Source organism: Bradyrhizobium sp. OAE829 (assembly GCF_040546575.1).
Taxonomy (GTDB): domain Bacteria; phylum Pseudomonadota; class Alphaproteobacteria; order Rhizobiales; family Xanthobacteraceae; genus Bradyrhizobium.
The window spans coordinates 7,869,044-7,882,412 of sequence record NZ_JBEPOE010000001.1 but is presented as its reverse complement, the minus strand read 5'-3'; the positions used below and the strand labels follow the sequence as shown (position 1 = coordinate 7,882,412).

The window sequence follows — 13,369 nt, the reverse complement described above, 5'->3', positions numbered from 1 at the left end:
GGGTTGCATAGAAAATGGTAGCGCTGTCTTTTGGCGCGAACTAGGATCGAACAGAAGAGTCATGAAATTGAATGCGCGGCCGCGTTTGCAGCGGATGAAACTTTGAGCATGGTGGAAACCGCTGCCGTGATTTGAGCCGCCCTAAGCAGTTTGCAGTGCGGGAGGAACCAATGAAAAAAAACGACAGTAATGGTGCCAGCAATGGCAAGGGAAGGAAGCTTCGTTCCCTCGAGTGGTTTAACAACCCGCACAATCCGGGGATGACCGCGCTCTATCTGGAGCGCTATCTGAATTACGGCCTGACCCGGGAAGAATTGCAGTCCGGCAAGCCCATCATCGGGATCGCGCAGACCGGCAATGATCTGTCGCCGTGCAACCGTCATCACATCGAACTGGCCCATCGGGTGCGCGAAGGCATCCGCATGGCCGGTGGCATTGCGATGGAATTCCCGGTGCATCCGATCCAGGAGACCGGCAAGCGCCCGACTGCGGCGCTCGATCGCAACCTCGCCTATCTCGGCCTCGTCGAACTCCTGTTCGGCTATCCGCTGGACGGCGTGGTGCTGACCACCGGCTGCGACAAGACCACTCCGGCCTGCCTGATGGCAGCCGCAACCGTCAATCTGCCCGCTATCGTGCTCTCGGGCGGCCCGATGCTGAACGGCTGGTTCAACGGTGAGCGCACCGGATCCGGCACCATCGTCTGGAAGCAACGCGAACGGCTTGCCGCCGGCGAGATCGACTACAACGAATTCATCGAGATCGTGTCCTCCTCCGCGCCGTCGGTCGGCCATTGCAACACCATGGGCACGGCCTCGACGATGAACTCGCTGGCCGAGGCGCTCGGCATGTCGCTGCCGGGCTGCGCGGCGATTCCCGCTCCCTACCGCGAGCGCGGCCAGATCGCCTACGAGACCGGAAAGCGGATCGTCGAGATGGTCTGGGAGGACCTCAAACCGTCCGACATCCTGACCCGTGAGGCGTTCGAGAACTGCATCGTGGTGAACTCGGCGATCGGCGGCTCGACCAACGCGCCAATCCACATCAACGCGCTGGCGCGCCACATCGGCGTCGAGCTCTCGATCGATGACTGGCAGAAACACGGCCACGAGATCCCGATGCTGGTGAACCTGCAGCCGGCCGGCTTCTATCTTGGCGAGGAATTTCACCGCGCTGGCGGCGTGCCGACGGTGGTTCGCGAATTGATGGCGCACAAGAAGATCCATGAAGCCGTCAAAACGGTCAACGGCCGCACCATGGGCGAGAATTGCCGCGAGGCGACAAAGCCCGATGGCGACGTGATCTGGAACTACGACAAGCCGCTGGTCAAGGAGGCCGGCTTCCTGGTGTTGCGCGGCAATCTGTTCGATTCCGCGATCATGAAGACCAGCGTGATCTCCAAGGAATTCCGTGACCGCTATCTCAGCAACGCCAAGGACCTGAACGCGTTCGAGGGCCGCGCCATCGTGTTCGAGGGCCCGGAGGACTATCACGACCGGATCGATGATCCCTCGCTCAATATCGACGAGCACTGCGTGCTGTTCATCCGCGGCGCCGGCCCGATCGGTTATCCCGGCGGCGCCGAAGTCGTGAACATGCAGCCGCCGGCGGCGCTGATCAAACGCGGCATCCTGGCCCTGCCCTGCATCGGCGACGGCCGGCAATCCGGCACCTCGGGCTCGCCATCGATCCTTAACGCCTCGCCGGAAGCCGCCGCCAGTGGCGGACTCGCGATCTTGAAGACCGGCGACAAGGTCCGCATCGACCTCAACAAGGGCTCGGCGAACATCCTCATTTCGGATGCGGAACTGAAGCAGCGTCACGCCGACCTCAAGGCGGGCGGCGGCTTCAAATACCCGGCGCACCAGACGCCGTGGCAGGAACTCTATCGCTCGACCGTCGGCCAGCAGGCCACCGGCGCCTGCATGGAACTCGCCACGCGCTATCAGGATATCGCCGGCACGGTCGGCGTGGCGCGGGATAATCATTAGGCTGCAATGTCATTGCCGGGCTTGACCCGGCAATCCATCCCTCTTGAGAAGATGGATACGCGGGTCAAGCCCGCGTATGACACCGAAGGTAATTCGCTAAGGTTCAAAGGAAGAAGAAGATGTCTGATCGACTGAAGGGAAAGCGCGCGGTCGTCACCGCCGCGGCGGCGGGCATCGGGCGTGCCTGCGCGATAGCATTCGCGCGCGAGGGCGCCACTGTCATCGCTACCGACATCAATGAAAGCGGCATCGCCACGCTCGGCAAGGAAGGCGTCGCCGAGACGGCACGGCTCGACGTTCGCAGCACCGCTGACGTCGACGCCTTCGCCAAGCGCGTTGGAAAGATCGACATCCTGCTCAATGCCGCGGGCTTCGTGCACCACGGAACCATCATGGAGTGTTCGGAAGAAGACTGGGATTTCTCGTTCGACCTCAACGTCAAATCCATGCACCGGACCATCAAGGCGTTTTTGCCAGCCATGATCGCAGGCGGCGGCGGCAGCATCGTCAACATCTCGTCCTGCGCGGCGCTCCGGCCACCGGCAAACCGTTATGTCTATAGTGCGTCCAAGGCGGCGGTTTCGCTGCTCACGCGCGCGGTTGCGCTCGACTTCATCAACCAGGGCATCCGTTGCAACAGCATCTGCCCCGGCACCGTGGAGACGCCTTCGATGCTCGATCGCGCGGCCGCGGCCGGCCCGGATGGACGCGAGAAGTTCGTTGCCCGCCAGAAGATGGGCCGCCTCGGTACCGCAGAGGAAATCGCGGCCATGGCGATCTATCTTGGGAGCGACGAAAGCGCATTCACCACCGGCGTCGACCTCGTCGTCGATGGCGGCTACATGCTCTGACGGCCACGCGATCAAGGGATTCCAGCATGAACAAGATCGATCTGAACGGCCGCTGCGCCGTCGTTACCGGCGGCGCGCAGGGTTTTGGGCGCGCGATCACCGAACGCTTCGTGGCGTCAGGCGCGAAGGTCGCGATCTGGGATCATGATCTGCCGTTTGCGGAACGGACCGCCGCGGAAATCGGCGAGAATGCCCGCGCCTTCAAGGTCGACGTGTCCGATCTCGCCGCCGTCGAAAGCGCGCGCGACGCGACGCTGAAAGCGTTCGGCAAGATCGACATCCTCGTCAACAATGCCGGCATCACCGGTGCCAACAAGACCGTCTGGGAGATGGACCTTGGAGACTGGCGCAAGGTGATGGCCATCAACCTCGACGGTCCCTTCATCTGCTGCAAGGCCGTGGTGCCGGCGATGCTCGCCAACAAATACGGCCGTATCGTCAACATTGCTTCCATCGCCGGCAAGGAAGGTAATCCGAACGCCGCGCATTATTCGGCGTCCAAGGCCGGTGTAATCGCGTTGACGAAATCGCTCGGCAAGGAGCTGGCGGCGCACGATATTCTCGTCAACGCCGTGACGCCGGCGGCCGCCAAGACCGCGATCTTCGATCAGATGACGCAGCAGCACATCGATTTCATGCTGGCGAAAATCCCGAAAGCCCGCTTCCTGCTGGTGCAGGAGCTAGCGTCGATGGTGGCCTGGCTGGCGTCGGAAGACTGCGCGTTCTCGACCGGCGCGGTGTTCGATATTTCCGGCGGGCGCGCGACGTACTAGCAAGCCTCAAGACGGCTGCGTTGCCGCCCTCGCCTGCCGCCCTGACGTCGTCGCGATCCAGATGCCGACGAAAACCGTCACGATGCCGCCGACCAGCTTCCAGCTGAGCGGTTCGTGGAGCAACACCGCGCCGACCAGCGACGCCGCGACCGGATTGACGGTGACCGATATGGCGACACGGGTCGGCGTCGTGCGCGCCAGCGCGAACGCCCAAAGATAGAATGTGAGCGCGCTGCCGAACGCACCAAGATAGATCGCGGCCAGCCATTGCGGCATCGCGAAATCGGCAACCGGCGCGAAACTGCCGCGCCCGCATGAAATCAGGATCAGGCACGCCGCGCCGACGCCCATGGCCATTGTGGTGAACGGAATCGGCCCCGAGCGCGCGATGAATGGCTTGGACCAGATGCTGTAGAACGCCATGCACAAGGCGGCACCCACCATCAGAAGATCGCCGCGCCAGGCGCCAGGCGGCGCAAAGGCCAGGCCCGACAGCAGCGCGATCGCGACGCCGAGCATCGCGATGACCACCCCAAGCGATTTGCGCAACGTCAGCGCTTCGCTGCCGAGCGCCGCACCGACGACCATGGTCAGCAACGGAAGGGTCGACAGAGCGAGCGCCCCCCGCGCCGCCGTCGTGAAGATCAGGGAAGCGTTGAACAGCAGCGGGAATACGGCAAAGAACAGCACGCCCAATCCAGCCACGGCGGGCCAATCCCGGCGTGCGGGCCAACGGCCGCCCTGCCACAGCGCCAACGGCAACAGTAATACGAACCCAATGCCGAACCGGAACGAGCCGATGGCGAGGGGATCAATCGCGCTCACGAGATAGCGGGTGGCACCGATCGAAGTGCCGCCAAGCGCGCTGGATAATACCGCCGCCAGCACACCCCAAACTTCTCCCATCGGGCAAATCCTTCCCTTTCCGGCTTGCGCACGAGGATATGGCAGGGGTACTAATCAACAAATGGAATTTAATTGATCCAAGAAATAACGTATCGTGATGAACAAACCCAACCTTGATCCCGATCTGTTGCGGGCATTCGTCGCGGTGGCGGACCACCGCTCCTTCACCCGTGCCGCCATCATGCTGCACCGGACCCAATCGGCCGTGAGCATGCAGATCAAGCGCCTGGAGGATCGGCTCGGCGCCGAACTGTTCAACCGGACCAAGGCGAATGTCGATTTGAGCGCCGCGGGCGAAGGCCTGCTTGGATACGCGCGGCAAATTCTCACGCTCAACGAGGAAGCTGTCGGCAGGCTCGCCGAGCGCAAGGTCGAAGGCGTGGTTCGGTTAGGGGTGATGGACGATTACGGCACCTGCGTCGTCCCCGCCTTGCTGGCAAGTTTCCTCGCCGGCTATCCGCGCATCCATGTCGAGATGGAAACCGGGCTCACAGCCTCGATGCCCGCAAGGCTGGGCGAGGCCTACGACCTCGTCATCGCAATGCATCCCGAAGGCCGCGGCGAAGGCGAATTCTTGCGCCGCGAACAAGCCGTGTGGGCAACCAGCGCTTCTCACGCGGTCGAACAGCAGGAGCCGCTGCCGCTGGCACTGTATCCGCAAGGCTGCCTGTTCCGGAAATGGGCAATCGACGCGCTGGATGCCGCCAGGCGTCCGTGGCGGCTGGCTTTTGTCAGCCACAGCCTTGCCGCCGTAGAAGCGGTCGCCGGGCTGGGTCTTGCCGTGACCGTCGTGAAGGCCGGCACCATTCCGCCGCGCTTGCGCGTGCTGTCGGATCAAGACGGCCTGCCGAGACTGCCGGCTGCCGACATTTGCCTGCATCGCGCCACTGACCTATCACCGGCAGGCGCGCTTCTGGCGGATCATTTGCGCACCGGCATCTCGAACCGTCGCGATGAGGTGTTATCAAGGCGCGCACCTGACAGCGTTATCCGCGTTGCCTGAACTGAGTGGACAGTCCCTTGTTTTCAAACATCTCATTATACGCCGTATCGGTCTGGGTATTGCCGCTCCTGCTCGCCATCACCCTGCATGAGGCGGCCCACGCCTTTGCCGCCTATCGCCTCGGCGACAACACGGCCTGGCAGCTCGGCCGGGTCAGCCTCAACCCCTTCAAGCATATCGACCCGTTCGGGACCGTCATTCTCCCCGGATTGCTGTTGCTTTCGCATTCGCCGTTCCTGTTCGGCTACGCCAAGCCGGTGCCGGTGAATTTCCGCAATTTGAACCATCCCCGGCTCGACATGGTCTGGGTGGCGCTGGCGGGCCCGGCCACCAACATCGTCCTGGCCGTGCTGGTGGCCCTTGCCTTCCATATCATGCCCCTGGTGCCCGCGAATGCGGCGCAATGGACCGCGGACAACCTCAAAAATGCGTTCCTGATCAATATCGTGCTGGCGATCTTCAACATGCTGCCGATCCCGCCGCTGGACGGCGGGAGGGTCGCAGTGGGGCTGCTGCCACGGGTGCTGGCTTACCCGCTGTCGCGGCTGGAACCCTATGGCATGCTGATCCTGATCGGCCTGCTGATCCTGCTGCCGATCCTGGGCAGTCAGCTCGGCCTAAATCTTGATGTTATTTCGGCAATACTGCGAACACTGACCGGCTATGTGATCCGTGCGCTTCTCTTTATCACGGGCAACGCATAAACCTGAGATAGAGAACACCGGACACGGAGGAGTTGGCTTGGAGCCATGGTGATCAAAGCTGCCGACATGTTGATCGCACGACGCGCCGACACCCGCGCGAGGGCGGATTTTGCCACCTGGAAAATGCTCGCCAAGCTCAACGGCGCTTCCGCCCTGCCCGCCGAGGCGCAAGGTTTTCTCGTCAGCTACAAGCAGCTGCTCGAAAAGATGACGGATACGGATGCTTCCGAGGCTACGATTCAGCTCATGTACAAGAGCTATTATGCGGAGATGGGCGGCGCCGGAACCCCGCCGGAAATTCCCGCGCGATCCAGCGATCCCGCCGCCGACAACGGCAACGTCACCGCCTTTCGCCGGCCGCCTGCCAAGCCAAAGGCCGCGGCATCAGGACCACAGGCAAAACCGCGGCTTCCGGTGGCGCTGATCTTTGCGTGCCTCGTCGTCGTCTATGTCGGCATCCGCTATTACTGGCGGTAGGCGACCCTCGCGCAAGAAAGCGAAATGAGCAACGAAGCAGATCCGCTTGCACAGTTCGGGATCGAGGCGGTCGATCTCAGATGGACGTTGCGGGACATTGCCGGAAGGCGATCGTTCAATAGGGATCATTTGGCGAAGCTGATCGAGCTTGGCCTCGTCGCAATGCGCGGAGACGCTCCGTACCTAACGCCAATTGGGCAGGATGCGGCATGGGGGAAAGAGGGCTGACCCACAGCCATCGACGTCTTTCCTGCTTAAGCTAAGCCGAGACGTGGATGCCTGGCACAAGGCCCGGCATGACGGCGTCCGGTACAAGGCGCTATTTCATTGATCTGCCTCGTCGTCGTCCATGTCGACTTCCGCTACTACTGGCGATGGCCGACGCTCGCGATTCAGTTCCATTACTATTGCGCTTGAATGTCATGCAGCGCCGGCGCGTGCCCGGAATTCACCGCGGCATGGAATATTCCCTGCACGGACGATCCGTCGCAGCAGCTAGGCGGCGAACACGATGCCGGGCATAATGGCGCTGCGAGTTTTGCAAACATTCAAAAATATCCTTGCAAAAATATCCTTGAACGATTCCTTGGAGGGGAAATGAAGCGATCCATTGCGGCTTTGGTGATGACCACGAGCCTGGTATTTGCAGGCGCAGCGTTTGCGCAAACCCTCGACAAGGTCGTCAAGGTCGGAAGCCTCGGAGATCAATCGGGTCTTTATGCCGACATCGGCGGCCCCGGCTCCAGCGTCGCCGCGCAGATGGCGATCGATGATTCCGGCTTGCTGGCGAAAGGCTGGAAGATCGAACTGATCTCGGCGGACCACCAGAACAAGCCGGATGTCGGCGTCAACATCGGCAAGCAGTGGATCGACGTCGAGAAGGTCGACGTGTTCGTCGATCTCGCCAGCTCCGGCGTTGGCCTTGCGATCTCCAACCTTGCCAAGGACAAGAACGTCGTCAATCTGAACTCCGGATCGGCGTCGTCGGATCTGACCGGCGCGCAGTGCTCGCCGAACACGATCCACTGGGTCTACGACACCTGGATGCTGGCCAACGGCACCGGCAAGGCGCTGGTCAAGTCGGGCGGCGACAGCTGGTTCTTCCTGACGGCGGACTACGCCTTCGGTCACGCACTCGAACGCGATACGGCTGCGGTCGTCACCGCCAATGGCGGCAAGGTGCTCGGCGGCGTCAAGCATCCGCTCAACAATGCCGACTTCTCCTCTTTCCTGCTGCAGGCGCAGAGTTCGAAGGCGAAGATCATCGGCCTTGCCAATGCCGGCGGCGACACCACCAACTCGATCAAGCAGGCGGCGGAGTTCGGCATCGTCTCCGGCGGGCAGAAGCTCGCGGGCATGCTGATGTTCATCACCGACGTTCACGCGCTCGGGCTGAAGGTCGCGCAGGGCCTGAACTTCACCGAGACGTTCTATTGGGACACCAACGACAAGACCCGGGCGTTCACCAAGCGCTTCAATGAGAAGCACAAGAAGGGCCCGCCCACCATGGTGCAGGCCGGCGTCTATTCCTCGCTGATCCATTACTTCAAGGCGCTGGAAGCGCTCGGCGGCAACCCGCATGACGGCCGCGCGGTGGTCGCCAAGATGAAGGAAATGCCGACCGACGACGATCTGTTCGGCAAGGGCACGGTCCGTGCCGATGGACGCAAGATCCATCCGGCCTATCTGTTCGAGGTGAAGAAGCCGGCGGATTCGAAATATCCGTGGGACTACTACAACCTCGTCGCCACCATCCCGGCCGAGGAAGCCTTCATTCCGCTGGACAAGAGCGTCTGCCCGTTGCTGAAGAAGACCTGAGCCTTCACACGATGGTTTCAAATGAAAATGCCGGCGAGCGATCGCCGGCATTCTTGTTCGGCGATTGCCGACGCCAGCGATCTCCACGAAGGGCAATCATCAGAAAGATGTGGCCCCGCCACGCGGGAGCGTGACGAGGCCGACCATCATCGTCAACCGGCTCAGAACAGCTGGTGGGCGAACTCGCTCTCGGGCATCCTCAGCGACTCGAACTGCGCCATCAAGGTGGTGTCGAGATGCGGTTCCTGCTGCTGCGGCTGCGAATGCTGCATCATGCCTTCCAGCGTCTCCATCGCGTCGAACGATGCGTCGTGCAGGATATCCTGCAGCAAGGCCTTCAACTCGTGGCCAAGGACGCTGGCCTCGCCCGGGTCTGGCGGCAGCGGTTGCGGGTTCAGCGCCGCCAGGGTGGCGTGACCTGCGAACGTGCTTTCCGTGGATTCCGGATCGCCGAAGGAAGGCACAAGGGGTTGCGCCTGCAGCACCGGGATTTCCGCGTTGGCCACCGCCGAAGCGGCCGTGCCTTGCGTCAGCGCCTGCACCACCGTCGGAGAGTCGAGGCCATGTCCATCGCCTTGACCGGCCTGATCCCAGAAGCTGCTGACCGACGATTCCGCAGCCGGCTCCATGGTGAGGGCCGCATGCGCAGTCCCCGTCGGGGCCGCCTCCGCCGCATGCGCGGCGGCGGCGCCATTGGCATGGTTGCCGTCAGTCATGCCAAGCAGCTTGCCAAGCGCGCCGGCAAATCCCTTGTCGTCGGCATGATCCTTGATCCCGTCGGCGATCTGGGTAAGCAGCCATTGCGGATCATGCATCGTGTTCTGGATGGCATTGTCCACCTTGTCGATCAGGCCATGGGCCGCGTTGTCAACGGCGTGCTGTCCCCGTTCCATCAGCGACTCATCCTTGTGGGGCGCTGTGGACGAGGCCGCGCTTCCAGCGGTGTCGCCCGGCGGCGGACTCGCGTTACCGTTGACGGCATCGAGGCCCTTGCCGGCCGCTGAGCCAGCGAGATCCCGCATCGCGCTCTTGATGCCATCGGCGGCAGCGTCGCCACCGGCCTTGATGGCATCACCGGGGATTCCGCCGAGCTCATTGCCGAGCCAGTTGGTGCCGTCCTGGAGACGGTCGCCAAGCCACTCGCCGCCGAGGCCACCGAGTTCCTTCGCGCCTTCCTTGGCCGCACCCTCAAGATCGCCCTGGACGAGGTCCGAAGCCAATTCCGTTTTCTCGCCAAACCAGTCGCCAGCATCCTCGAGAGCCTCACCCACATCGCCGCCGAGCGTCTCGCCGACCGCCGAGACGAACCCGCCGCCCGCCTTGGCCATGGCTTCGTTCAGACCATTGAGCACGGTCTTGATGCCAGATGCGATCTCGGCCAGCGCCTTGACGCCATCGACCTGGGATTCGCCGAAGTCTTTCAGCGCATCGACCCCGTCTTCAAGGAGTTCACCCAGGTGCTCCGCCGCGGCATCGAAATCGCCACGGGAAATGTCATCGACCACTTGGCCGGCATCATGCCCGAGCGTGTCGGCATTTTCTCCGAGCATGTTGACATACTCGCCGCCCCAGCTGGTGCCCGCGTCGACACCACCGTTGATGGTCTCGCGCATATGATCCAGCGTGCTGGTTACGGCTTCACCGTAATTATGGATGACGTTGCCGTAAAATTCGCCAAGCGGACCTCCAACCGTGTCCGCGGCGATTTCCGCCCCGCCGTACAGGACCTTGACTTCGGCCTCTGCGATCGCGCCCACCACCTCGACGCCGCTGGTCACGATCTTGCCTGCTGCCTGCATGTAATCCTTGCCAACCTCGCCCGCCATACCAGCGGCGGTGCCGGCCATATCGAGCGCGCCCTCGGCCGCGGCAGAACCGGCTTCGACGACACCTTCGGCGGCACCCGCCGCAGCTTCCGCCACGTGTTCTGCGGCGTTGCCGACACCATCCACCAGGTGCTCGCCGGCCTCCAGGACGTCACCATCAAGCAGCGCCCCGCCAGCCTTGCCGACGGTGCTTACACCGTCGCTGAAGACATTGACGAAACCGTTGCCGAGAGCGCTGCCGGCATTACCGAGTCCGCCGCCAATGCCTCTGATCGTGTTGAACCCTTCATCGGCAAGGGTCGAGAAACCATCCGTAACAACCGTGAACGAGTTCGACCCGCGCTGCCACAAGGTCTCGCCGAGGTCGACGCCGATGTCGGCAATTCTTCTCGCGCCCGAGGTAAGTTCATACACCCCGAGATCCACGAACTTGTTTGCGCCATTCCAGACGTCGGTCGGCGCCGATTCCAGGAAACGTCCAACCAGACTTGCTCCCGAGCCGATGCCGCTCCCGATGGTACTGAATGCCGACGTAGCAAAGTTGCCGATCTCGACTACGGCGTCTTCCGCTGCATTCCAGCCCGCACTTGCGCCGCTGCCGACGCCATCGACGCCATCCGAAATGCCGCCTGCGATGGCATCAACCCCATCCGAAATGACCTCACCCGCATCCTCTGCCCGATCTTCCACCCAGTCGACGGCACCCTCGAAAGCATTCCCGATAAAGCCAAACATCCACGCCTCCATGGTTTGAACGACGGCGCAGTGTTTGGCAGATCACACTCGGGCAGAACTGTGCGCCAAATCACAGTGGCGCCGCCTGCAACGAACCAGACGCGAAGATTGCACGACCAAGACTTTCGCATTTGCGACGACGGATAGCGCTTCGCTCATCTGCGTTAGGCGCTGCGTGATGATCCAGCGAATGATCAAACAAAAATGCCGGCGAACGATCGCCGGCATTTCTGTTGGGCGATCGGTTCGCCCCTTCCCTCGCGACGGCGCGAAACAGGATCCGTCGCGAGATGTTGTGATTCAATTTTCAAATAGCTAGCCCTATCGTCGTCCCGGCGAACGCCGGGATCCATACGCCGCGGCGGACATTGTTTGCAGAAGGTCTCTAACGCCAGGGCTCTAACCGATGGGCCGCGGCGTATGGGTCCCCCGATGCGCAATTGCGCATCTGAGCTCAAGGCCGGGACGACAGCGGTGTTTGTCATTGCACCATCATCCAAACGCGACTTTTCTTTCTCGCGACGCATTGCGCCCGAGCTTTGCCAGAAGTTCCTTGCCCTCAAAGTAAGAGGGCGCAGGGAAGACCGGGTGCGCGCTGCACCCGCGGTCCCGTGTGCGGTTTGCACTAAGTAGGCTGCACACGAGCATACAGGGCAGCGGAGAACACCCGGCCTTCCCTGCGCAATGGCTTTACGGCTTATGCCGTGATCTCCCCGGAGACGAGTTCTTGGTTGACTCCGTCACCGCCGGTTCAGCTCTCGCCTACCCGACAGTACACCTGCAACGGGTGCCAGGACCACACGGTTTTGCCGTACGCTCATCCACGCCATCGTCTCAGCGTAAACCAGCGTCCACCGCAACCCGTCCAACGTCCGTGACGACGGCCGACGCCCTCTGAGTGGGACGGGATGGGCAAACACATACTCCTGATTTTGCTTCTGGTAAACAGAAATATTTTTCATTTCGGGGCTTGACATGAATTCCGTAAATCAGAACTGATTTGCCCGTCGGGTTGATTTGTCGCACCCCGGCCGCAAAACAGCGCTTGCCCGCGAAGCAACGCAGCAACGTCGGTCGGGCGGACCTCAGATGATTCCCACTGAGCGGACGTCGACCGTCGAAATCCTCCCGGGTGAATGTCTCTCCCGAAACGATGCGATTAATCGACGCCACAATCCATTCCCTGACTGTATGCATAGCCTACCCCGATACGGCCCGCGTCTTTCCATAGACATCGCAGAGAACGAAAGCCATCTGGTGATGGCCCAGCCTACTAGCAGGAAAATGTCGACCGTCAATTTCGACGCCACTCATGAATTTGACCTCGAAATCTCGCCACCCGTCTCCATGCCATGCCCGGAGAAGGAGCGGCTGGCCGCGATCATCCCGCTCCTTGTATCCAACCGAATAAGGTTCGACGGTGTACCGTTCGCCGCGATGTGTGAACGATACCATCGTCCGCCCTGCTATCGCCTGACAAAGTAAAGTTGTGCTCATGGCCTGAATGAATAGAATTCAAGTCATTAAAGGCCTCCTGAACAGATTAGGAAAACTTGAGGTTTGGCGCAAAGTCGGCGTTTGGCACGAAGCGGAAGAGCCGGGCCGATCTGGCGGTGTCCGTTGACGGGGATAGACCGGACGTGGCTGGCCGATCATCAGACCGAAGCGATTGACCCAAAGCGGCCATTCTGCAAACGCGTAGGATTTTGCAATTGCTCGGTAACTTTCGGGCCGTATTGGTAGTCGCCGCCTGGTATGACAATCCAACCGCGCCCCGCAAAATGAGAACGCATCTCGAATTCGTCTCCACAGCGTTTCCGCCTGAGCCTGGCGAAGATGAACGGGTCAATCCCGGGCTGCATGGGAAACGACTGGCACAGTTGTCGGAGGAGCTACCGCGGCACGGCCTCGCGGTTTCGCGCGTGGGTCCGGAGGACTGGGGGTGGCGGATCGATCTCGAAAATCCTGTTTTTCCCCTCTGGCTCGGATGCGGCAACTACCAGGAGTACGAGAACGGCTTCCTGTGTTTCATCGAACCTTCGCGTCCTTTCGTTCGACGGCTACTGAAGAGGATCCCAACAACCGACACGGTCGAACGTCTTGCCGCTGCTCTGCAGATGATTTTGGAGCAGAGCGGCAAGGCGCAGCAGATGCGTTGATGGAGCGAAGGCGAGATGCCTCGCTGACCGAAACGCCGGCCGAAGCCATTGCAGCCGATAGTCCAAGGTCTGCTCTTGGCAGATTTTGTTGCAAAAGTCAGTTGAGACAGGCCGCGAAGCGTGATT

Annotated in this window: 11 protein-coding genes; 9 read left to right on the top strand and 2 right to left on the bottom strand. The window is 61.7% G+C overall.

Translation table 11 applies throughout. The annotated features are described in order from the left end of the window. The first annotated feature begins 170 nt into the window (after nucleotides 1-170). The 3 genes from ABIE49_RS37325 (at nucleotide 171) to ABIE49_RS37315 (ending at nucleotide 3,615) form a co-directional block, all read left to right on the top strand. Nucleotides 171-1,991, top strand: coding sequence for an IlvD/Edd family dehydratase (locus tag ABIE49_RS37325; protein ID WP_192739725.1), 1,821 nt, complete (start codon nucleotides 171-173; stop codon nucleotides 1,989-1,991). 119 nt (nucleotides 1,992-2,110) lie between these two features. Continuing rightward, nucleotides 2,111-2,842, top strand: coding sequence for an SDR family oxidoreductase (locus tag ABIE49_RS37320; protein ID WP_192739726.1), 732 nt, complete (start codon nucleotides 2,111-2,113; stop codon nucleotides 2,840-2,842). A gap of 26 nt (nucleotides 2,843-2,868) precedes the next feature. Continuing rightward, nucleotides 2,869-3,615: an SDR family NAD(P)-dependent oxidoreductase gene (locus ABIE49_RS37315; protein ID WP_192739727.1), complete on the top strand. Its 747-nt coding sequence runs from the start codon at nucleotides 2,869-2,871 to the stop codon at nucleotides 3,613-3,615. Nucleotides 3,616-3,621: 6 nt separating this feature from the next. Here the strand turns inward: ABIE49_RS37315 and ABIE49_RS37310 are convergent, their stop codons facing one another. Beyond that, entirely contained in the window at nucleotides 3,622-4,521 is a 900-nt protein-coding gene (locus tag ABIE49_RS37310) for a DMT family transporter (RefSeq protein ID WP_192739728.1), read from the bottom strand. Nucleotides 4,522-4,618: 97 nt separating this feature from the next. Between ABIE49_RS37310 and ABIE49_RS37305 the strand changes: the two genes are divergently transcribed. From ABIE49_RS37305 to ABIE49_RS37285, 5 genes are all read left to right on the top strand, one after another. After that, a complete protein-coding gene (locus ABIE49_RS37305) occupies nucleotides 4,619-5,524 on the top strand; it encodes a LysR family transcriptional regulator (RefSeq protein WP_192739729.1) in 906 nt (301 codons plus the stop codon). Nucleotides 5,525-5,541: 17 nt separating this feature from the next. After that, on the top strand, nucleotides 5,542-6,228 hold the full coding sequence (locus ABIE49_RS37300; protein ID WP_192739730.1) for a site-2 protease family protein: 687 nt from the start codon (nucleotides 5,542-5,544) through the stop codon (nucleotides 6,226-6,228). A 66-nt stretch (nucleotides 6,229-6,294) separates the two neighbouring features. Next, nucleotides 6,295-6,705 (top strand): hypothetical protein, encoded by a 411-nt coding sequence (locus ABIE49_RS37295; protein ID WP_192739740.1) that lies wholly within the window; start codon nucleotides 6,295-6,297, stop codon nucleotides 6,703-6,705. A 24-nt stretch (nucleotides 6,706-6,729) separates the two neighbouring features. Beyond that, nucleotides 6,730-6,933: a hypothetical protein gene (locus ABIE49_RS37290; RefSeq protein WP_192739731.1), complete on the top strand. Its 204-nt coding sequence runs from the start codon at nucleotides 6,730-6,732 to the stop codon at nucleotides 6,931-6,933. Nucleotides 6,934-7,302: 369 nt separating this feature from the next. Beyond that, nucleotides 7,303-8,523, top strand: coding sequence for an ABC transporter substrate-binding protein (locus ABIE49_RS37285; RefSeq protein WP_192739732.1), 1,221 nt, complete (start codon nucleotides 7,303-7,305; stop codon nucleotides 8,521-8,523). 161 nt (nucleotides 8,524-8,684) lie between these two features. Here ABIE49_RS37285 and ABIE49_RS37280 read toward each other — a convergent pair whose 3' ends face one another. Continuing rightward, entirely contained in the window at nucleotides 8,685-11,084 is a 2,400-nt protein-coding gene (locus ABIE49_RS37280) for a hypothetical protein (protein ID WP_192739733.1), read from the bottom strand. A 1,712-nt stretch (nucleotides 11,085-12,796) separates the two neighbouring features. Between ABIE49_RS37280 and ABIE49_RS37275 the strand changes: the two genes are divergently transcribed. Beyond that, on the top strand, nucleotides 12,797-13,243 hold the full coding sequence (locus ABIE49_RS37275; RefSeq protein WP_354067174.1) for a hypothetical protein: 447 nt from the start codon (nucleotides 12,797-12,799) through the stop codon (nucleotides 13,241-13,243). Nucleotides 13,244-13,369 lie beyond the last annotated feature (126 nt).

What these genes read in the sequence shown, in the direction of transcription:
- ABIE49_RS37325 (WP_192739725.1), top strand. Translation starts at nt 171, where the DNA reads ATGAAAAAAAACGACAGTAATGGTGCCAGCAATGGCAAGGGAAGGAAG.
- ABIE49_RS37305 (WP_192739729.1), top strand. Translation starts at nt 4,619, where the DNA reads ATGAACAAACCCAACCTTGATCCCGATCTGTTGCGGGCATTCGTCGCG.
- ABIE49_RS37315 (WP_192739727.1), top strand. Translation starts at nt 2,869, where the DNA reads ATGAACAAGATCGATCTGAACGGCCGCTGCGCCGTCGTTACCGGCGGC.
- ABIE49_RS37285 (WP_192739732.1), top strand. Translation starts at nt 7,303, where the DNA reads ATGAAGCGATCCATTGCGGCTTTGGTGATGACCACGAGCCTGGTATTT.
- ABIE49_RS37290 (WP_192739731.1), top strand. Translation starts at nt 6,730, where the DNA reads ATGAGCAACGAAGCAGATCCGCTTGCACAGTTCGGGATCGAGGCGGTC.
- ABIE49_RS37280 (WP_192739733.1), bottom strand. Translation starts at nt 11,084, where the DNA reads ATGTTTGGCTTTATCGGGAATGCTTTCGAGGGTGCCGTCGACTGGGTG.
- ABIE49_RS37320 (WP_192739726.1), top strand. Translation starts at nt 2,111, where the DNA reads ATGTCTGATCGACTGAAGGGAAAGCGCGCGGTCGTCACCGCCGCGGCG.
- ABIE49_RS37295 (WP_192739740.1), top strand. Translation starts at nt 6,295, where the DNA reads ATGTTGATCGCACGACGCGCCGACACCCGCGCGAGGGCGGATTTTGCC.
- ABIE49_RS37310 (WP_192739728.1), bottom strand. Translation starts at nt 4,521, where the DNA reads ATGGGAGAAGTTTGGGGTGTGCTGGCGGCGGTATTATCCAGCGCGCTT.